Genomic DNA, 18,873 nt, shown 5'->3' on the forward strand with positions numbered 1-18,873 from the left:
CGGCTGCGACAAGACCACGCCTGCCTGCCTCATGGCTGCGGCAACGGTAAACATTCCGGCGATTGCACTTTCTGTCGGTCCGATGCTGAACGGCTGGCACAAAGGGGAGCGGACTGGGTCCGGAACAATTGTCTGGAAAGCCCGCCAGATGCTGGCCGCCGGCGAAATCGATTATCCTGGCTTCATGGATCTTGTTGCGTCCTCCGCCCCTTCTGTCGGCTATTGCAATACGATGGGAACAGCCACAACCATGAATTCGCTGGCTGAAGCCCTCGGCATGCAATTGCCGGGCTCAGCGGCAATTCCTGCCCCTTACCGTGAACGCGGTGCGATTTCCTACGAAACCGGCAAACGCATTGTCGACATGGTGCACGAGGACCAGAAACCGTCCGACATCATGACCCGTGAAGCGTTTGAGAACGCCATTGTCGTCAATTCCGCAATCGGTGGATCGACCAATGCCCCGATTCACCTCAACGGAATCGCCCGCCATCTCGGGGTTGAGTTGAACAACGACGACTGGCAGAACATTGGGCACGACATTCCGCTACTGGTAAACCTTCAGCCCGCTGGTGACTATCTCGGCGAAGACTATTTTCATGCCGGTGGTGTTCCCGCTGTCGTGGCCGAACTGATGCGCCACGGCAAATTGCCCCATCCGGGAGCTGTAACCGCCAATGGTGCCCCGATCGGCGAAAACTGCGACGGGATTCAGACCGACTTGCCTGATGTCATCAAACCGTTCGATGCACCAATGAAAGAGCATGCCGGATTCCTCAATCTCAAAGGTAATCTCTTCGACAGCGCGATCATGAAAACCAGCGTGATTTCCCAGGAATTCCGCGACCGATATCTGTCAAATCCGGACGATCCGGAAGCATTTGAAGGCCGTGCCGTCGTCTTTGAAGGGCCTGAAGACTATCACGACAACATCGACAATCCGGACCTCAAGATCGACGAGCACTGCATGCTTTTCATTCGAGGCACCGGCCCGATCGGGTATCCGGGCGGCGCTGAAGTCGTCAATATGCAACCACCCGCGGCCCTTATCAAACGCGGGATCACTGCGCTGCCCTGCATCGGCGACGGTCGTCAGTCGGGTACTTCCGGGTCACCATCCATCCTGAATGCTTCTCCGGAAGCAGCCGCTATGGGAGGATTGGCGCTGTTAAAAACCGGTGATCGTGTTCGAATCGACCTGAGAAAAGGTACCGCCAATATCCTGATTTCCGAAGACGATCTGGCGCAACGCCGAGCCGATCTGGAAGCTGACGGCGGGTTCAAGATAGCTGCCAGCCAGACACCTTGGCAGGAGATTCAGCGTGGCATGGTCGGTCAGTTCGACGAGGGCATGGTTCTGGAACCGGCTGTGAAATACAAGGATGTGGCCCACAAGGGATTACCCCGCGACAACCACTGACCATGTCCGACTTTCGATGAGGGGTGAAAAAACAATTGCGTGACCGGTGTCAGACGCCTTTTTGCTTGACGGTTACGTAAACGGCATGCTTCAAGGAGGCAACACAGGCACACGCCTCATTCAAACGGGAGAAGACATATGTCCTTGGAACAGCTCACTGATGGAATCCGCGCAAAAGTTGCAGGCGGTGGCATCGAGGAAAGCGTGAAGTTCGATCTCGGCGATACCGGCATCATCTTCCTGCAAGGTTCCGACGTCAGCAACGAAGACGGCGACGCAGATTGCACCATCAAGATGTCTGCCGAGGACCTTGGCGACCTGCTGACCGGCGAGCTGAACCCGACCGCCGCCTTCATGGGTGGCAAGATGCAGGTGGAAGGTGACATGAGCGTTGCCATGAAACTGGGCAACATCGTCTGACACGACATGAGTTCGAAAGACCTTGGAAGCCGGTCCGGTTCGGGCCGGCTTTTTTTGTCGGTGGTAAACTTGCTCCACCACCGGATACGACCTGACCAAACAAAACGGCGGCCCGCAGGCCGCCGCAAAGTTTTCCGTCCAGAAGCGTCTTTTTATTGGATTATGATTTCCGGCCCCATGAAGTAATAGGGCAGGAAGGTCGAGAGCGCCGGTACATACGTCACCAGGATCAGGAACAGCAACAGCACCAGAACGAACGGCGCAGCGGCTTTCACCACCTGCACGAGGCTCATGCCCGTAATCCCCGACGTGACGAAGAGGTTCAGACCAATTGGCGGCGTGATCATGCCGATTTCCATGTTCACCACCATCAGGATACCGAGGTGGATGGGGTCGACACCCAGTTCCAGGCCGATCGGGAACACCACAGGTGCAACGATCAACAGCAAACCGGACGGTTCCATGAACTGACCACCGATCAGCAGTATGATGTTGACCGCCAGCAGGAAAGTGAACCAGTTGAAGCCGGCTTCGACCATCCAGTCGGTGATGACCTGCGGAATTTGTTCAGCCGTCAGCGTGTGAGCGAAGAGCAGAGCATTGACGATGATGAACATCAGCATGATGGTCGTCTTCGACGAATCCGTCAGCACCTTCTTGGTGTCCCGGTGGAACAGCGCAGGCAGGAACTTCCAGCCGATCATGCCGAGATTCCGGCCCCAGACCTTGCCGCCGGTGGCATAGGTTGCCGGCAGCGCCGCCGGGCTGATGCCGTGCCGCAGGATCGGATAACCGACCAGTGCAGCAACCAGGACAATGGCGCTGTCGATGCCGAACATGGCGGCGCGGTCCGTGAATGCATAGGCAAGACCCGACCAGACGAACATGGCCACAACGGCGTAAGTGATGGTCTTGAAGCCTGTCAGACCCAGCTCGCCGTCTCCGTCCTCGACCCAGCCGATACCAGCCAGCGGACCCATGTCACGATAGACAAACAGGGCGATCAGGCAGGCATAAACGGCTGCGACCGCGGCCGCTTCCGTCGGTGTGAAGATGCCGCCATAGATACCGCCCAGGATGATGACCATCAGGAACAGGCCGACGGCTGCTTGCGACACGGAACTCCATAGTTCCTTCCATCCTGCCCACGGCTGCGCCGGCAATTTTTTTACGCGCGCCATGATGTAGATCGCGGTCATGAGCATCAATCCGGCGATGATTCCCGGAATGACACCTGCAAAGAACATTCTACCAACCGAGACATTGGTCGCAGCGGCATAAACGACCATCACGATAGACGGTGGTATCAGGATGCCAAGCGTACCCGCATTGGCAATGACCCCGGCTGCAAATTCCTTCGTATAGCCTGCCTGGCGCATGCCGGCGATCGCAATCGTGCCAATGGCGACAACGGTTGCCGGGGATGACCCGGACAAGGCTGCAAACAACATGCAAGCGAATACCGCGGCAATCGCAAGTCCCCCACGTATCCAACCGACAGCGTCGATCGAAAAGCGGATGATGCGCCGGGCAACGCCGCCGGTCGACATGAAGCTGGAGGCCAGGATGAAGAAGGGAATCGCCAGCAATGTGAAATTCTGCGAGGCGTTGAAAAGCTGCACCGCTACGGAGCTCATGGAATCGTGGCTGAACAGCGCGATGTAGAGCACGGCGGACAAGCCGAGCGATACGGCGATCGGCACCCCGAGGAACAGGAAGCCGAAGACAAAAATGAAGAGGAATGCGGTTTCCATCGGGCCTTAATCCTTCAGCACGTCTTTGTTTTCAGCCACCAGCTCTTCCGCTTCATGCGCGGCGATGATGGCGTCTTTCTTGCCAAGAAGGATCAGTACGAAGGCCTGAGCCGCCCGGAAGGCGAGCAACAGGAGACCGATCGGCAAAATGATGTAGGGAATCCAGCGCGGGACACGTTCCTTGACGCCGAACCATTCCTGGATGAAGGGCGGCCATTTCAGGTCTTCCATGCCGATGGGCAGCTTGTAGAACTTGGCGACATATTCATAAGCGCCACCTGACGAGCCTTTGTTTTCCAGTGCCAGCATGCCGCCGAACCACGTGGCGTCAAATAGAAGCGCTGCGTAAAGCACGGTCAGGGCAGCGCCGAGAAGAGCTGCAAGACGAAACAGGGGCCGTGGCAACAGATTGATCACGGCGTCAACGCCCAGATGTGCGCCGATCTTGATGCCGTAGCTCATGCCGAACAGGATCAACCAGGCGAACAGAACTCTTGTGAATTCCAGCGCTGCGCCCCAACCGGAATTAAATCCGTATCTGGCAACCACCTGGCTGAAGGTGACAATGGTCATCAATGCCAAAATGAAGGCAATAATGTTTTCTTCCAAGGAATCGACGAACCGTCCAACACGGGACATGAAAGCCTCCCCAGTCGGGAGCGTGACCGCTCCGGGCTTTCCGCTTAAACGCGGCTTGTTTTCGTGAGATTAAGTGCCCGGGAAGGGCCACAAGAGCCCCTCCCTTCCGCTTGTCGCGGATCAGCTTTGCTGGTTTGATGCAACTGCGGCGTCGATCACGTCCTGACCGATATCGTCGCGGAACTTGTCCCAAACCGGCTTCATGGTGTTGACCCACTCGTCGCGCTGCTCCGGCGTCAGCTGACGAACAACACCCTTGTTTTCAATGATTTTCTGCTTGTTCGCTTCGTTGATCTCGGTGGAACGAGCATTGTACTCGTCGGAGACTTCCGTGAAGATCTTCAGGAACTGGTCACGAACATCCGCATCCAGGCTATCCAGCCATTCCTGGGAGGTAACCGCAAGGTAGGTCAGCAGCTGGTGGTTGGTTTCAGTCGTGCCGTCCTGAACCTCGAAGAATTTCTGGGTGTAGATATTGGACCAGGTGTTTTCCTGACCATCGACAACACCGGTCTGCAAAGCACCGTAAACTTCCTTGAAGGCCAGTTTCTGTGCGTTTGCACCCATGGCTTCGATCATGGCAACCGCCACGTCAGATGTCTGAACGCGGAATTTGAGGCCTTTGGCATCGGAAGGCACAAGCAGCGGCTTGTTGGCAGAGAACTGCTTCAATCCGTTGAAGACATAACCCAGGCCGACAAAGCCATAGTCGGACATTGCACCAAGAAGTTCCTGACCTTTTTCACCCTTGGTGAAAGTTGTCACTGCATCCATGTTGGAGAACAGGAAGGGCAGGTCGAAAACGCGGTATTTCAGCGTGTAGGATTCAAACTTTGAAAGAGACGGCGCTGCCAGCTGGACGTCGCCAAGCAACAATGCTTCCATCACCTTGTTGTCGTCGAACAACTGCGAGGACGGGAACACCTGCATGCAGGCCTTGCCTTCCATCTCGGTGTTGATGCGGTTGGCAAGTGCGGTTGCCATTTCGCCCTTCGGGTGCCCCTGGGCGGAAACAACGTGGCTGAACTTGATTACAACTTCGCCATCCCCACATTCATCGGCAGCAAGTGCTGCAGACGACATGGCAAAGGAAGCCGCGGTAGCGGCAGCGATTACAAACTTTTTCATCTGATGTCCTCCCAGACATTTCAATATGACGGCCGGTATCGCGGCCGGACAGCACAGAAGCTGGTCGGGAGGTTATTGGCAAAGGCCGTGCCAGTTTGTTCCGGTGCATTGAAAACTGAGGTTTTCTGCTGTTTTACCGGCATCAATCCTGAAGTTTTACCTGAAAGCAACGCGAAAATGGGTAAGCACCGACACATGTCGTCTCCAAGATGTGTCGGAATCGACACATTTTCGCCTGTTTGAAACCACTATTGCCACAATGCGCCGCTGCGCGCGTCGTGCCGGGTCGGCATTGCCAAACGCTCCAGCTTTTCCGGATTTCGGATTATGTAGATCTGGTCGACAGTTCCGTCTTCCTTGAACCCAAGCGTCATCGCAGTGACGATCCTGCCGTCTTCCAGAACGGCAAGTCCCCGGACGCCGTTGATCTTGAGTTCCAGGATGGATCCGGCCGCCCACAAACGGGACAGCACTTTCGCGATGAAGTTGACGACTTCCGTCCCTTCAAGAACGCGCGTGATCGCAGTGGCCTTGCCGCCGGTATCGGCACGCAGCTGAACCGATTCTGCAAGAAGCCCCGCCAGTTGGTCGGTTGAACCGGTCTCGATAGCAGACATAAAGGCTTTCAGAAAAACATCCTGTTGCTCCGCCGTCGGGATAGAGCGGGACGACTGGGACTGGACAAACTTGCCTGCCCGGGAGACGAGCTGACGGCAAGCGGTTTCGCTCAATCCAAGTGTTTCGGCGACCTCCGCGTATGACTTGCCGAATACGTCCCGCAGCAGAAAGGCTGCCCGTTCCTTCGGTGTCAGGCGCTCCAGCAAAAGCAAGAAGGCTGTTGTCAGCGACTGAGCACGCTCCAGATCCGATTCGGGATCTGTCTCGGTTTCAATCTGCAGCGGTTCGGGGATCCACGGGCCGACATAGTCGACCCGTTTCCGGTGCGCGGCTTTCAGGACATCCAGACAGCGGTTGGTACAAATCGTTGTCAGGAAAGCATCCGGGTTGGATATCCCAACCTTGTCCATGCTCTGCCATTTAACGAAGGTGTCCTGTACCGCATCCTCCGCATCCGCCATCGAACCCAGCATGCGATAGGCCAGCCCAATCAGGCGCGGACGTGCTCTTTCAAAGATTCCGCCGTCTGAATATCCGGTCATGCCGCACCCCTTAGTGGTTGGAAACCTGCATCCGGTTCCAGAGATTGATCATGGCAACCGCCGAGGTGATCGCGCTGATCTGGGTGTCACTGAAATGTTCACGCAAATCACTGCGAAGGCTATCGTAATCGGTTTTCACATCAAGATCGGTCAGAGCTTCGGTCCAGGCAAATGCGGCCTTTTCCGCTGCCGTATAATCATCGACATGCCGCCAGACCGTGATCCGCTGCAGCCGTTCCTGGCTTTCACCATCCGCCAGAGCTTCTTCCGTATGCATCTTGACGCAATAGGCACACTGATTGATTTGCGAGGCCCGTAAATCAATTAGATGACGCAGTTTCGGTTCCAGTTCGGTGTTTCCGATCTCGCCGCTGGCGGCAACAAACCGCTTCAGGACAGAAGGAACATGATCGAGATAGTTGATTGCATTCGGATTGGTCATAAGTGTCTTCCATTGGAGGATTTTTGGGTCTTACACTCCTAGGACGACCGAGCCGTTCCAAATGTGACACTCACCGAAAAATATTTACGACATCGCCTGCACAATCTCGTCCTTTCCCAATCCGTATTTGCGCATTTTTTCATAGAGCGCTTTTCGAGACAGGCCGAGATTTTCATATGTTGGCTTGATTGCGCCATCGTTTCGCTTCAGCTCAGCGGCAATCAGTGCACGTTCATAAGAGGCAACCTGATCGAAAAGGCTGGCGCCGGAATCCGGCTGCGGTTCGGGCAACTGCTCAAGTCCCAGCACAAACCGGTCGGCCACATTGCGCAATTCGCGGACGTTTCCAGCCCAGTCTCGCACCATGAGTCCTGCCAGATAGGCTTCACTTATATCGGGAATCTCCCGGCGATAACGCGCCCTGGCCTCAACCGCCAGATGCTGGAACAAAAGCGGGATGTCCTCCAGACGATCGCGCAGCGGCGGGATCGCGACGTTCACCACATTCAAGCGGTAAAACAGATCCAGTCTGAACCGGCCGTCCTTGCCCGCGGCCTCCAGATCTTCCTTGGTTGCAGCAATAAAGCGCACATCCAGTTCGATCGGCTTGTTGGAACCGAGCCGTTCGATACTCCGGGTTTCAATCACACGCAACAGCTTGACCTGAAGCTCCAGCGGCATGGATTCAATTTCATCGAGAAATACCGTCCCGCCATGAGCGTGTTCCAGTTTGCCGATCCGCTGGCCACTTGCGCCGGTAAAGGCACCCTTTTCATGCCCGAACAATTCCGACTCGATGATTTCCGCAGGAAGAGCGCCGCAATTGAGCGCGACAAAGGGATTGTCCTTTCGCGGACCTTCATCGTGAAGCGCTCTTGCAACAACTTCCTTGCCTGAACCCGTTTCGCCAAGGATCAACACGTCCGCGTCCGTGTTGGCCAGCGCCGTGACATTTCGGCGGAGCAGATCCATCGCCGCCGTTCGTCCGACAAGGCGGCTTTCAAGTCCGGTTCTGTCGGCAAGATCCTCGCGCAGTTTCCTGTTTTCCAGAACCAACCGGCGCTTGTCCAGCGCCCGTTCGACAACAGACGCCAGGTGAGAGACGGAAAAGGGTTTTTCCAGAAAGTCATATGCTCCCGCGCGCATGGCCTCGACTGCCAACGGGACATCCCCATGACCGGTAATCAGCACGACCGGTAATGCCGGGTCGATCTCAAATGCCTGTTTCATGACCTGGAATCCATCTGTCCCAGGCATGCGAATATCCGTTACCAGAACCCCGTAATAATCACGTTTGATGCGTTCCAGAGCTTCCTCAGGCCGGTCGGAGGCAAACACGTCCTGTCCGGAGAGTTCCAGTCCCTGGCTCAAGGAGCCACGCAGATCTTCCTCGTCATCAATCAGCAGGACTGTTGCCTGATCCATAAGTCGGTTCCCTATTCCGCCGCCAACAATTTTTCATCAGCCACCGGTAGACGCATGGTGAATTCGGCGCCGCCATCTACCCGATTAGCTGCTTTCAGCGATCCGGAAAAGTCATGGACGATCTTATAGGCAATCGACAATCCAAGACCGAGACCGGCTCCGACGTCCTTTGTGGTAAAAAACGGGTCGAAAATCTGCGGCAACACGTCTTCGTCAATTCCGGTGCCATTGTCGCTGACCCTCAGCACAGCCTCTTCCTCTTCCCGGTGGAGGCTAAGTCTGACCTCCGGGTTGGCCCGGCCATTGACCGCATCCACCGCATTTGCGAGCAGATTGATGACGACCTGCTCGAGGCGAATGCGACCGCCCTTGACGATGATATCGTGCTGCGGCAATGCAAGTTCGAGCCTGACCTCGTTCTGCTTTATCTGCGGCTGGAGCAGCAACATGGCTTCATCGATCACCTGACGAAGAGAGACCGGCTTGATATCCGTGCCCGATTTCCGGGTGAAGCCTTTCAGGGTCTTGGCGATTTCCGCCATCCGCTTCACCATGCCGCCGATGCGGGCAAGATTTCCCTTGGCCTCGCCGGCACGCCCACGCTCGATCAGCATCTCTGCGATTTCGGCATCAGACCGGATCGCGGCCAGAGGCTGGTTGTATTCATGGCTGAGCGCTGCCGACATCCGGCCGAGCGTTGCCAGTTTTGCAGCCTGAACCAGTTCCGCCTGGGTGAGGCGCAAGTTCGCCTCGGCCTGCTCGCGCTCACGGACTTCCTGTTCCAGAAGTGCGTTCGCCTTTCTCAATTCGGCAGTCCGGCTTTGAACCCGGCGTTCCAGACGCAGCGCCGAAGCCCGGCTGCGCCGTTCTTCACGCACAAATTCTTCCCGGCGCGTGATGAGAAACCAGAGCCCACCGGCGGTGATCACGCAGACCAGGAGTGCAATCAACATTGCCCAGCTGGACTGTCGACGCGCATCTTCAATGTCGACCAGTGTCCTGACTTCCCAGCCAAGAACGGGAAGGTTCGAGGTCAACTGCATGTGGCTTTTTGCGCCCCCTGCGGCTGGCAGCAGAAGATTCAGGCGCCCTAGTAGAGACAGATCCGCGATATCCAGTCCCGGCTGAATCTGCTCGGCAACCTTGCCGCGCCAAGCGGCGATATTGGTCACGACAACGCGCCCGGAGCGATCAAGCGCCAAGATTGGGTCCTTGCTCAATGCCCAGGCCTGCTCCACATCGTCAAGGCTAACCCGAACTGCCAGAACACCCACGAAGTGATCATCCGCCCGCAACGGAGAGGCAAAGACATAATTCGACGGGGACTCCGGTGTCCCGGGGATCAGTTCACGCCCAAGCTGACCCTGCCTTGCCTGTTCAAATGCCCGCGGAATTCGCTCTGCGCCGCCAACTGCACCGGCTGGTACGGCATCCTGACTGGAAACAACAACCCTTCCGGACGTATCCATCAGCCAGATTTCCTCAGCCCCGGACATGCCCGCGGCAATGGCTGCGATACCGGGATGCGTGACCTGTTCCTTCTGCGCGAGAAGCTGCGCGATATCCGGGCCGCGGGCGAGCAAAGGTGACAAGAGGCGGAACTTGTCCAGAAGTCGCTCCAGTACCGCGGTCTGTACGGCGAGATTGGCCTCTGCCCGGGTTTCAGATTCTGCCAGTGAAAGACGCAGACTCGCCAGTCCCGACAGCAGCAGAATCACAAGCGCCACGAGAACCGTTGCGGCGCCGATCATCATTTTCAGCTTGCGCCAGGTCCAGCGCTTGGGTCTGCGTTTCATGGAACCAGTATAATGAACCTTGAGCTTCCGTGAAATACGGCCTGAATCCGGGGTCGTCTCGGCCGCAGACATCTAAACCGGCACATCGGTCGAAAGGGGCAGGGCAGGGCCACGCTGGCGCCGGTCTATGGCGACACTCTTGATGAGGACCGTAACCGTCTTGCCGGTGAACAGATCCAGATCGGCGACGGAGGCCCGGGTGATACGGGCCCGGATGAGCTGATCGCCGACCGAACACAGAATTTCGGCGTAAGGGCCGGTTTCTTCCGAAATACTCTTGATCTTCGCATCAAAGGCATTTCGGATCGAAAGCCCCCTTGGCGGTATCGCAGCAAGAGAAACATCACGCGCCCGGATGCGCAGCCTCACGGCATCACCGGGTTTCGCGGCCATGTCCGGTATCTGCAGAACCGCATCGCCAATATCGACCAGGGTCAGACCCCAGACGTCATCGACCTGCACCACTTTGCCTTCGATCAGGGCACCCGCCTCATGACGGCCGGTTGCGCGGCCCAGATCGGTTCGTGCCAGCATGTCGGCGACCGGACCGAATGCGGGAGTGCGGCCTTCGGAAAGGATGACAAGCGTGTTGGAGAGCCGGGCTACTTCCTCAATCGAATGGCTGACATAGAGGATCGGGATTCCCACTTCGACACAGAGCCGGTCGAGATAAGGCAAAATGTCGTTGCGCCGTGCCTGATCCAGATTGGCAAGCGGTTCGTCCATGATCAGGAGTCGCGGATCTGATAGCAGTGCCCGGCCAATCGCCACGCGCTGCTTTTCACCACCCGAAAGCGTTTCCGGCTTGCGGTCCAGCAAGGTGCCAAGACCGAGTAGGTCCACCACTTCATCCAGATCTCTTGACCCGGGCCTGCGACCGGCCCAGCGCGCATAGGTCAGGTTGGATTTGACGCTTAGATGCGGAAACAGTCTTGCATCCTGAAACACATGTCCGATCCGTCTTGCCTGAACCGGAAGATTGACGCCGCCCGCAGCGTCAAACAACGTCGTATCATTGACCCGGATGTGACCGGAGGACGGCGTGATCAATCCGGCAATCATGTTGGTAAGGCTCGTCTTGCCGGAGCCGGACTGGCCAAACAGTGAGGTGACACCGCCATCGCTGGCAAATTTTGCTTCCAGATCGAGACTCCCGACCTGCCCGGAAATATCGACATCAAGCATGGCCACCTCCCAACCGCGCGCGCAGGCGGCGGGCAAGCACTTCTGAAGCTATCAGCGCTGCAAAGGCAACAAAGGCGGCAATCAGCGTCAACCGGAAGGCTGCCAGATCGCCGCTAGGCGTCTGTGTTGCGGTGTATAGTGCCAGCGCCAGGGTCCGGGTTTCGCCCGGGATGTTGGACACGAAGGTGATTGTTGCCCCGAACTCCCCCATCGCCTTGGCAAATCCGAGGATCGCGCCGCCGAGAATACCCGGCAGAGCGAGTGGAAGGGTCACGGTCAGGAACGCCACAAGCCTGTGTGCCCCAAGCGACTTGGCCGCTTCCTCCAGCTTGGGATTGACCGCCTCGAAGGACAACCGGATCGGACGGACCATCAGGGGAAAGGACATGACCCCGGCAGCAAGAGCAGCGCCGGTCCAGTTAAAGGCGAAGCTGATGCCGAAGACATTGTCCAGAAACTCGCCGACCGGCCCCTTGCGACCGAAGGTCAGCAGCAAGACATAACCGGTCACGACCGGCGGAAGCACCAAGGGCAGGTGAACCAGAGCGTTGACGATACCGTGACCGGGAAAGCGATATCTTGCAAGCAGATAGGCTGTCAGAACCGCGAGTGGCAGAGCCACGGCAAGCGCAGCGGTGGCGACCCTCAGTGTCAAGAGCAGTGCTTGCCATTCGGCAGGTTGAAGGTCGAAAAAATCCACGCGCGCCCGGTCTGTTGTTTCGATGGGCCACAAGTTGCTGCAGCCTGCGGGTTGGTACCCTACTTCATCTTATCGGTTAGAAACCCCAGAGAGCGCAAGATATCTCGTGCCTGCTGCTGTCGAAGGAACTCCAGAAAAGCCGTGGCATCGGGATGATCGCCTTCGGTGGTCAATGCCGCCAGATACTCGATTTTCGGATGAGTGCCCTCGGGAAACTCGGCAAGAACGCTGACTGCAGGCTCTATCGCAGCGTCTGTCTGGTAAACAAGTCCCAGCGGTGTATCGCCTCTGGCTACTGACGCAAGAACGATCCTGACATTTTCCATCGGGGCCAATTGCGTGGCGACAGATTGCCAGAGGCCCAGGCTTTCCAGCGCCGCCTTGCCATAGCGCCCTGCCGGTACCGTGTCGGTATCGGCGATTGCCATGCGTGCCCCGCCAAGCGCTTTTTCCAGCTCGGCTGATTTCAGCTCGAGCGGCAACGTTTCCCGCGCGCCGATAAGCACAAGCGCATTGGAAGCAATTGGATGAACCGTCTCCGGACGGACCGCACCCTGGTCCTCCGCATAGGTCATCCAGTTGATATCGGCCGACACGAACACGTCGGCCGGAGCCCCGGCCTCAACCTGCCGTGCCAATGTGCCTGTACCTGCAAAGGAAAAGACGATTTCAACGCCGGTTTCCTTCTCAAAGACGGTACCGATCCGCTCCATGGCCTCGCGCATGCTGGCAGCCGCAAAGACCGTCAACGGTGCCTGGGCCGTCGCAGGTATCAGGCATGCCGACAGCAAGACAGAGAGAAGAAACAGGCGCCGAAACATCAAAACCCCAATCCGGTGAAACCAATTCTGTAGCTAGGCCAAACGCTAAGAGCGATCAATAGACAGATTGGACCCGGATCAATTCAACCGATCTTCCCGGATCATGTCCGATCCCTTTTCGGCGATCATGACAGTGGGGGCATTCGTGTTGCCGGAGGTGATAGTCGGCATGACCGAGGCATCGACAACCCGGATATTATCGAAGCCACGCAATTTCAACCGACCGTCGACGACGGAAGCCTCGTCCACACCCATGCGACAGGTGCTTACCGGGTGGAATATGGTGGTACCGATATCGCCTGCCGCCTTCACCAGCTCCTCTTCGCTGGTGAGGTCAGGGCCGGGGAGATGTTCCTCCGGTTGATAGGGCTGCATGGCGGGCGCTGCCATAATGCGCCTTGTAAGACGGATAGCATCAGCGGCCACCCTCCGGTCTGCTTCTGCCGACAGGTAATTTGGCAGGATTTCCGGATGATCCGACTTGTCAGCCGATGTGATATGCACATGTCCCCGGCTTTCCGGGCGCAGATTGCAGACACTGGCGGTCATGGCCGGGAAGGAATGCAACGGTTCACCGAATTTCGACAGTGACAGAGGCTGCACGTGATACTCCACGTTGGCTGTCTCAAACGATGGATCGGTCTTGGCAAAAACACCCAGCTGGCTTGGAGCCATTGCCATGGGGCCTGAGCGCTTGAAGAGATACTCCAGGCCAATTTTCGCCTTGCCAATCCAGGAGTTGGCCATCTCGTTCATGGTCAGGACATTCCGAACCTTGAAAACGGGCCGCAACTGCAGGTGATCCTGCAGATTTTCGCCAACACTCCGCATTTCGAAGCGCGGTTCGACACCCGCCTTTTTCAAGATATCCGGATTGCCAATCCCGGAGAGTTCCAGCAATTGAGGCGATCCGATTGCACCAGCTGCCAGGATCAACTCTCCTTCCACAGTCAGTTTGGAAGCTTCGCCGGCGACCTCCAGGTCGAGACCGTTCGCCTGACCGTTTTCGAAATCTATCCGGCTGACATGTGCCTCAGTGACAACCTTGAGATTGGGCCGATCCCTTACCGGACGCAAAAATGCCTTGGCACCATTCCAACGCAATCCGGATTTCTGGGTCACCTGAAAATAGGCGGAACCGAAATTGTCACCGCTGTTGAAATCCTTGGTCTTGGGAATGCCCATCTGTTCGCAGGCATCGCGGAAAGCATCAAGCAGTTCCCAGGAAATGCGCTGTTCTTCGACCCGCAGATCACCGCCTTGGCCATGCAGCTCATTGTCCCAGGCATAATGATCTTCCGATTTGCGGAAATAGGGGAGGATGTCTTCCCATCCCCAACCCGTCAGGCCAAGTTGACGCCAGTGATCGTAATCCCATGCCTGACCGCGCATGTAGATCATGCCGTTGATTGAGGAGCAGCCTCCTAGAACCTTGCCCCGGGGATAGATCAGCTCACGGCCGTTGAGGCCTGGATCCGCAGCGGTCTTGAAGCCCCAATCAACCCTCGGGTTGCCAATGCAATGCAGGTAACCGACTGGAATGTGTATCCAGATGTAGTTGTCCTTCTTTCCGGCTTCGAGCAGAAGAACCTTGACGTTCGGGTCCTCCGACAACCGGTTTGCCAACACGCAGCCGGCCGTTCCCGCTCCGACAATGACATAATCCCAGGCACCCAGGTCGCGCATGAAAACTCCCAAATCAGTTTCCCGGATGGAGACACGGTGAAGGGGCGCGGTCAAGTTAGCCGCAAGACGAAGGTGCATCAAACAGCTAAAATGCATTCACGGCCAAACGGGAATCAGATTTCCCTTCGAGTTGCTCTTCGAAATTGAAGGCCGCGAGAGGTTTGAATGGCAATCGAACTTATTTTAAAGACGCCAAGTGTCGACACCTACCTTCAACTGCGCACCGATGGTGGCTTGAGCGGGTACGCTCGAGAGGCTGCTGAGACCGGACTGAAAAACAGTCTCTTTTCAGTCATGCTTCTGGATGGTGATCGCCCCATAGGCATGGGGCGGGTCATTGGCGATGGTGGTTGTTTTGTCCAGGTAACCGATATCGTCGTCCTGCCAGAATATCAGGGACAGGGGCTGGGAAAGCGCCTCATGGCCGCAATCACGGAATTTATCGAAACCGAACTCCCCGCGACTGCCTATGTCAGTCTGATCGCCGACGTTCCGGCAAACCGCCTCTACGAACAATTCGGGTTTCGGGAAACAGCGCCGCGTTCCGTCGGCATGTCCCGACGGGTGGATTAAGTGCGTTTACGCAATTCTTACGAGAAGATGGGAGAAACAGACTGATCCTGACCATTTCCCGGTTAGGGCCCGGGAGATCGATCAGTGTCAAATCTTGCGCAGCGCTGTCTGGAAAAAACGTTTCTGCTGACTTTTCAGACCCTTTGCCGGATTTACCGACCCCTGCGCAGCTGGATCGGAGCTGGTGTTCTCTGCCTCTTCATCGCCATGACGGCAGCAGTGGTTCATGTCTTCCCGCTCTCCAACTGGGACATGTTCGCCTATACGGCGACTGTTCTGGAGCCGCAAATCGAAAACACGTCAGAACTGCACCGGCAAAGCTATGCCTTTGTCAAAGACAACGTTTCCGAGGGCGAGTACCTTACCCTGACACAGGACCGTGGATATCGGATCCGGCAGGCTGAAGACCCGGAAGCCTTCGTGACGATGCTCGGCTTCTACCGGCTCAAGATCTTGTATGTTGAAACAGCCCGGCTGCTTTCCGGCTTCACCAATCCGGTGGCCGCGCTCAGGCTCGTCTCCCTTCTGTCCGCCATTGCCGTCGGTGGTCTATTGCTCATCTGGATGGCGCGTACCGGAACGCTGATGTACGGGCCCATTGTGGTCGCATTGCTGGTACTTTCGGCCTTCGGAGACGCCGCGCAGCTGCTGTCGCCGGATCTCTACGCGACGGTTTTCCTGGTTCTCACGGCGCTGTTTTATCTGGAACGACTGGATCTACCCGCCGCACTCAGTCTGGTCGCCGCGTTTCTGGTCCGCCCCGATCATCTGGCCTTTATCGGCGTATTCTTCGTTTTTGCGGCCATTTACGGACCCGGCCGCTGGAGCATGACCATCTGTTTTGCAGCCTGTTTCGGTCTCTACCTCTGGCTGACAAGCGGCGCGGACCATCCTGGATGGTGGATCCACATGTGGTTCACACATGTGGAATATGTTCCGACCCTGAAGGGTTTCGATCCGCCGTTTTCCGTTAGCGGCTATCTGCAGATGCTGGTGCGTTCGACGGTCCGATCTGTCATGAGTCAGACCTGGCTGGCACTGTTGTTTGCGCAAGTGCTGTTCTTCGTCAAATGTATTTGCCCTGAAAAAACAGACCTGCGGTCGCGCGTGCTTCTTTATTCGGTCTTTGCCTCGATCTGCGCCAAATATCTGGTTTTCCCGCATTACGAGACCCGCTTTTATCTGCCTTATCTTGTCATCATGGGTATGATCCTGCTGGTCAGCTGGCACCGACAGCAACAGGAAGTTTCGCAAGAAAGCATCAAGGCGGCCGTCCAGTGACCATTAAACATCGCAGTTTTTCCGGGTCGCTCGCAAATCGGGTCGTCTTGAGAAGAACACGCTCCTAAGGTCGCCTCAAATCAGTTGAGGAGCCTGACCCATGTTTCAAATTCATCCCCTGTCCGCCGAGGACTTTTCGCATCTTTACGGTCTCTCCGACGAAGCGTTGGCCGAACGCCAGGTTCAGGTTCACATTTCGGATGGCGGCTTTCCCTGCCGCGTATCGTTGGCCGATGCAGCGGAAGGCGAACGTGTCTTTTTGCTGAATTTCGAACATCAACCGGGAGATACTCCCTACCGCTCGAGGCATGCGATCTTCGTGAAAGAAGGGGCCGCGGAAGGGCATCCGGAGCCGGGGTCAATCCCTGCGTCCATCACCAGCCGTCTGCTTTCGGTGCGCGCCTTCGATACAGAACATGAAATAATCGATGCAGATGTGATTGATGGAACCGAAGCTGCCAATCTGATCTCGACCTTTTTTGCAAATCCCAAGGTCGACTATATCCACCTGCATTATGCCCGCAGAGGCTGCTTCGCTGCAAAGGTGACCCGCGCGTCTTCCTGACCAGGAAGCAGATAATCTCATTCCTTTTGGAGGCCTTCCGCTGAAGGGCCTCCATTTGGCTGTTTCCGGCAATTTTTGCGACACGCCTTAGAAAAAAGTTTCGGCGAATCCGCCTCTGCCTCCTGACCGGTGCCCGAAATTTCGGTAAACTGGTGCTTTCCTTCAACAGCTTCATTTGTGACCTTCGTCAACAAAGGACCTCGATTTCAGATGAAACTCTGAATAGGATTTTCATTTTCTTCTACCCAAGGGAGAGCACGCCATGCCGTCAATTGCCAGCCGCCGCACCACTTTCAAGGCGCTACATGAGAAAGGCAGAGCGTTTCTCATGCCAAATCCGTTTGATATCGGCACGGCGCGTATTCTGGATGGTCTGCGTTTCGATGCCCTGGCGACTTCAAGTGCCGGTTATGCCTGGACACGCGGTGTTCAGGACGCGGAAGGGCTGATTACCAGGGACGATGCCCTTTCCCATGCCGCTGAGATCATCAGCGCAACCAGCTTGCCGGTTAACGGCGACCTGGAAAATGGATTTGGCGACAGTCCGGATGATGTCGCGGAGACCGTGAAAGGAGCCATCGACGTCGGTCTTGCAGGTTGTTCCATCGAGGACTACACGACAGACCCGCAATTTCCCTATTACTCGCTCGACCTGGCGGTCGAACGTATCAAGGCAGCGGTCGATGCCAAAAACAGGCTCGCTCCGGATTTTGTTTTAACGGCGCGCAGCGAAGGTCCCGCCCAGTCGCAACACGAACTGGACGAGACGATCAAGCGTCTGAATGCTTTCGTGGAAGCCGGTGCCGATTGTGTCTATGCACCGCAACTGAAAGAAAAAGACCAGATCGCCACTGTTCTGGCATCGGTCAACGCACCGTTGAACGTCCTTGCCGGCCGCAAGAACTTTCACATGACACGAAAGGAACTTGGCGACCTTGGCGTGAGCCGCGTATCGATCGGTGCGGGACTGGCGCGGATCGCATTCGGTTCGTTCATTGCGGCTGCCGAGGACATGAAGGACGGGGGATCATTCGGGTGCTTCGACCGGGCAACGGGAATGGCCGACTTTGAATCGTTCATGCAAGCAAGGCCCTGAATACCATGAGCACTTCACCTGCTTCATCCTCACCGGTGCGGGCGACGCCTGGTGATGCGCAAGGTCTGCACGACCTCGCAGACAGGTCTTATGAACACTTCATTCCGGTAATCAACGCAACACCCGCGCCAATGCTGGCCGATTATGCTGCGTTGGTCCGGGATCACGAAGTCTGGGTGATCCGTTCGGGAGATGATCTTGCGGCCAGCCTGGCACTTGTTCCCCATGACGACCACTTGCTGATCGAAAGCATCGCCGTTGACCCGAACCAGCAGGGCAATGGGTTCGGGCGGATCATGCTCGACTGGGCCCAGCATCGGACCGAAATGCTCAAGCTGCCCGAAATGAAGCTCTACACGCATGTGCTCATGACCTGGAACCGGACCTGGTACAAACGCGCAGGCTTCACAGAAACCCATGAGGAACAACGCGGCGACAAACGCATTGTCCATATGAGCAAGAAGCTGTCCGTTCTTCAGTAGCGGTTCAAATCATACTCTTTAATAAAAATCATTCCCTAACCCGTCGCCCAATAAGTCAGGACAAGCGGCAAGGTCACCAGGGTCAGGACCGTCGAGACAAAGATGAATCCTGCAACTCCATGCGCTTCGTCGGGCTGATGCTGGGACACGGCCAGATACGTGGCGACAGACGGCGGCATGAAGCACATCAGGACGATGACACTTTCAATCTTGCTGTCCAGCGTCAGTACATGCGTCAGCGTAAAAGCGGCAATGGCTGCGATACCGATGTGAAAGAGAGACAGGATCACCGATCTGGAC

18 protein-coding genes and 1 pseudogene are annotated in these 18,873 nt (G+C 56.6%); 7 read left to right on the forward strand and 12 right to left on the reverse strand.

The window, feature by feature from the left end; all coding sequences use genetic code 11:
• Together K5905_RS07290 and K5905_RS07295 are read left to right on the forward strand one after the other, a co-directional pair.
• On the forward strand, nt 1-1,420 hold a 1,420-nt coding region (locus K5905_RS07290), incomplete at its 5' end, for an IlvD/Edd family dehydratase (protein WP_297581980.1).
• 138 nt (nt 1,421-1,558) lie between these two features.
• Nucleotides 1,559-1,840 (forward strand): SCP2 sterol-binding domain-containing protein, encoded by a 282-nt coding sequence (locus K5905_RS07295; RefSeq protein WP_297581982.1) that lies wholly within the window; start codon nt 1,559-1,561, stop codon nt 1,838-1,840.
• A gap of 152 nt (nt 1,841-1,992) precedes the next feature.
• On the opposite strand, the gene K5905_RS07300 is transcribed toward K5905_RS07295, so the two are convergent.
• The 11 genes from K5905_RS07300 to K5905_RS07350 all read right to left on the reverse strand — a co-directional run bounded on the left by K5905_RS07300 (nt 1,993) and on the right by K5905_RS07350 (nt 14,576).
• On the reverse strand, nt 1,993-3,594 hold the full coding sequence (locus K5905_RS07300; RefSeq protein ID WP_297581984.1) for a TRAP transporter large permease subunit: 1,602 nt from the start codon (nt 3,592-3,594) through the stop codon (nt 1,993-1,995).
• Nucleotides 3,595-3,600: 6 nt separating this feature from the next.
• On the reverse strand, nt 3,601-4,233 hold the full coding sequence (locus tag K5905_RS07305; RefSeq protein ID WP_297581986.1) for a TRAP transporter small permease: 633 nt from the start codon (nt 4,231-4,233) through the stop codon (nt 3,601-3,603).
• A gap of 120 nt (nt 4,234-4,353) precedes the next feature.
• Nucleotides 4,354-5,361, reverse strand: a complete 1,008-nt coding sequence (locus K5905_RS07310) for a DctP family TRAP transporter solute-binding subunit (protein WP_297581988.1) — start codon at nt 5,359-5,361, stop codon at nt 4,354-4,356.
• 248 nt (nt 5,362-5,609) lie between these two features.
• Nucleotides 5,610-6,521 carry an RNA polymerase sigma factor SigJ gene (sigJ, locus tag K5905_RS07315; protein WP_297581990.1) on the reverse strand — a complete coding sequence of 304 codons (912 nt, stop codon included), beginning with the start codon at nt 6,519-6,521 and terminating at the stop codon, nt 5,610-5,612.
• Between the two features lie 10 nt (nt 6,522-6,531).
• Nucleotides 6,532-6,963 carry a carboxymuconolactone decarboxylase family protein gene (locus K5905_RS07320; RefSeq protein ID WP_297581992.1) on the reverse strand — a complete coding sequence of 144 codons (432 nt, stop codon included), beginning with the start codon at nt 6,961-6,963 and terminating at the stop codon, nt 6,532-6,534.
• A gap of 84 nt (nt 6,964-7,047) precedes the next feature.
• A complete protein-coding gene (locus K5905_RS07325) occupies nt 7,048-8,388 on the reverse strand; it encodes a sigma-54 dependent transcriptional regulator (RefSeq protein WP_297581994.1) in 1,341 nt (446 codons plus the stop codon).
• Between the two features lie 11 nt (nt 8,389-8,399).
• The gene (locus K5905_RS07330) at nt 8,400-10,184 is read right to left on the reverse strand and encodes an ATP-binding protein (RefSeq protein ID WP_297581996.1); all 1,785 of its coding nucleotides are present in this window, start codon (nt 10,182-10,184) and stop codon (nt 8,400-8,402) included.
• A 72-nt stretch (nt 10,185-10,256) separates the two neighbouring features.
• Nucleotides 10,257-11,375 (reverse strand): molybdenum ABC transporter ATP-binding protein, encoded by a 1,119-nt coding sequence (gene modC / locus K5905_RS07335; protein WP_297581998.1) that lies wholly within the window; start codon nt 11,373-11,375, stop codon nt 10,257-10,259.
• The gene (gene modB / locus K5905_RS07340) at nt 11,362-12,069 is read right to left on the reverse strand and encodes a molybdate ABC transporter permease subunit (RefSeq protein ID WP_297582000.1); all 708 of its coding nucleotides are present in this window, start codon (nt 12,067-12,069) and stop codon (nt 11,362-11,364) included. The genes modC and modB overlap by 14 nt, the downstream gene beginning before the upstream one ends.
• 59 nt (nt 12,070-12,128) lie before the next feature.
• The gene (modA, locus tag K5905_RS07345; protein ID WP_297582003.1) at nt 12,129-12,890 is read right to left on the reverse strand and encodes a molybdate ABC transporter substrate-binding protein; all 762 of its coding nucleotides are present in this window, start codon (nt 12,888-12,890) and stop codon (nt 12,129-12,131) included.
• A 78-nt stretch (nt 12,891-12,968) separates the two neighbouring features.
• The gene (locus tag K5905_RS07350) at nt 12,969-14,576 is read right to left on the reverse strand and encodes a GMC family oxidoreductase (RefSeq protein ID WP_297582005.1); all 1,608 of its coding nucleotides are present in this window, start codon (nt 14,574-14,576) and stop codon (nt 12,969-12,971) included.
• A 165-nt stretch (nt 14,577-14,741) separates the two neighbouring features.
• Between K5905_RS07350 and K5905_RS07355 the strand changes: the two genes are divergently transcribed.
• The 5 genes from K5905_RS07355 to K5905_RS07375 all read left to right on the forward strand — a co-directional run bounded on the left by K5905_RS07355 (nt 14,742) and on the right by K5905_RS07375 (nt 18,573).
• Nucleotides 14,742-15,149: a GNAT family N-acetyltransferase gene (locus K5905_RS07355; protein WP_297582007.1), complete on the forward strand. Its 408-nt coding sequence runs from the start codon at nt 14,742-14,744 to the stop codon at nt 15,147-15,149.
• Nucleotides 15,150-15,233: 84 nt separating this feature from the next.
• Complete coding sequence (locus tag K5905_RS07360; RefSeq protein WP_297582010.1) at nt 15,234-16,430, forward strand: hypothetical protein; 1,197 nt, start codon at nt 15,234-15,236, stop codon at nt 16,428-16,430.
• A 100-nt stretch (nt 16,431-16,530) separates the two neighbouring features.
• Entirely contained in the window at nt 16,531-16,995 is a 465-nt protein-coding gene (locus K5905_RS07365; RefSeq protein WP_297582012.1) for a DUF1203 domain-containing protein, read from the forward strand.
• A 262-nt stretch (nt 16,996-17,257) separates the two neighbouring features.
• Nucleotides 17,258-18,091 (forward strand): oxaloacetate decarboxylase, encoded by an 834-nt coding sequence (locus K5905_RS07370; protein WP_297582014.1) that lies wholly within the window; start codon nt 17,258-17,260, stop codon nt 18,089-18,091.
• A gap of 5 nt (nt 18,092-18,096) precedes the next feature.
• Nucleotides 18,097-18,573 (forward strand): GNAT family N-acetyltransferase, encoded by a 477-nt coding sequence (locus tag K5905_RS07375; RefSeq protein WP_297582016.1) that lies wholly within the window; start codon nt 18,097-18,099, stop codon nt 18,571-18,573.
• A 35-nt stretch (nt 18,574-18,608) separates the two neighbouring features.
• On the opposite strand, the pseudogene K5905_RS07380 reads toward K5905_RS07375, so the two are convergent.
• Nucleotides 18,609-18,873: pseudogene (locus K5905_RS07380) on the reverse strand (transporter); the annotation flags it as partial.

It is taken from the genome of Roseibium sp., from assembly GCF_025698965.1.
Lineage (GTDB): Bacteria > Pseudomonadota > Alphaproteobacteria > Rhizobiales > Stappiaceae > Roseibium.

Bases quoted from the DNA above. Each gene is read 5' to 3' on its own strand.
- K5905_RS07295 (WP_297581982.1), top strand. From the start codon at position 1,559: ATGTCCTTGGAACAGCTCACTGATGGAATCCGCGCAAAAGTTGCAGGC.
- K5905_RS07300 (WP_297581984.1), bottom strand. From the start codon at position 3,594: ATGGAAACCGCATTCCTCTTCATTTTTGTCTTCGGCTTCCTGTTCCTC.
- K5905_RS07305 (WP_297581986.1), bottom strand. From the start codon at position 4,233: ATGTCCCGTGTTGGACGGTTCGTCGATTCCTTGGAAGAAAACATTATT.
- K5905_RS07310 (WP_297581988.1), bottom strand. From the start codon at position 5,361: ATGAAAAAGTTTGTAATCGCTGCCGCTACCGCGGCTTCCTTTGCCATG.
- sigJ (WP_297581990.1), bottom strand. From the start codon at position 6,521: ATGACCGGATATTCAGACGGCGGAATCTTTGAAAGAGCACGTCCGCGC.
- K5905_RS07320 (WP_297581992.1), bottom strand. From the start codon at position 6,963: ATGACCAATCCGAATGCAATCAACTATCTCGATCATGTTCCTTCTGTC.
- K5905_RS07325 (WP_297581994.1), bottom strand. From the start codon at position 8,388: ATGGATCAGGCAACAGTCCTGCTGATTGATGACGAGGAAGATCTGCGT.
- K5905_RS07330 (WP_297581996.1), bottom strand. From the start codon at position 10,184: ATGAAACGCAGACCCAAGCGCTGGACCTGGCGCAAGCTGAAAATGATG.
- modA (WP_297582003.1), bottom strand. From the start codon at position 12,890: ATGTTTCGGCGCCTGTTTCTTCTCTCTGTCTTGCTGTCGGCATGCCTG.
- K5905_RS07350 (WP_297582005.1), bottom strand. From the start codon at position 14,576: ATGCGCGACCTGGGTGCCTGGGATTATGTCATTGTCGGAGCGGGAACG.
- K5905_RS07355 (WP_297582007.1), top strand. From the start codon at position 14,742: ATGGCAATCGAACTTATTTTAAAGACGCCAAGTGTCGACACCTACCTT.
- K5905_RS07365 (WP_297582012.1), top strand. From the start codon at position 16,531: ATGTTTCAAATTCATCCCCTGTCCGCCGAGGACTTTTCGCATCTTTAC.
- K5905_RS07370 (WP_297582014.1), top strand. From the start codon at position 17,258: ATGCCGTCAATTGCCAGCCGCCGCACCACTTTCAAGGCGCTACATGAG.
- K5905_RS07375 (WP_297582016.1), top strand. From the start codon at position 18,097: ATGAGCACTTCACCTGCTTCATCCTCACCGGTGCGGGCGACGCCTGGT.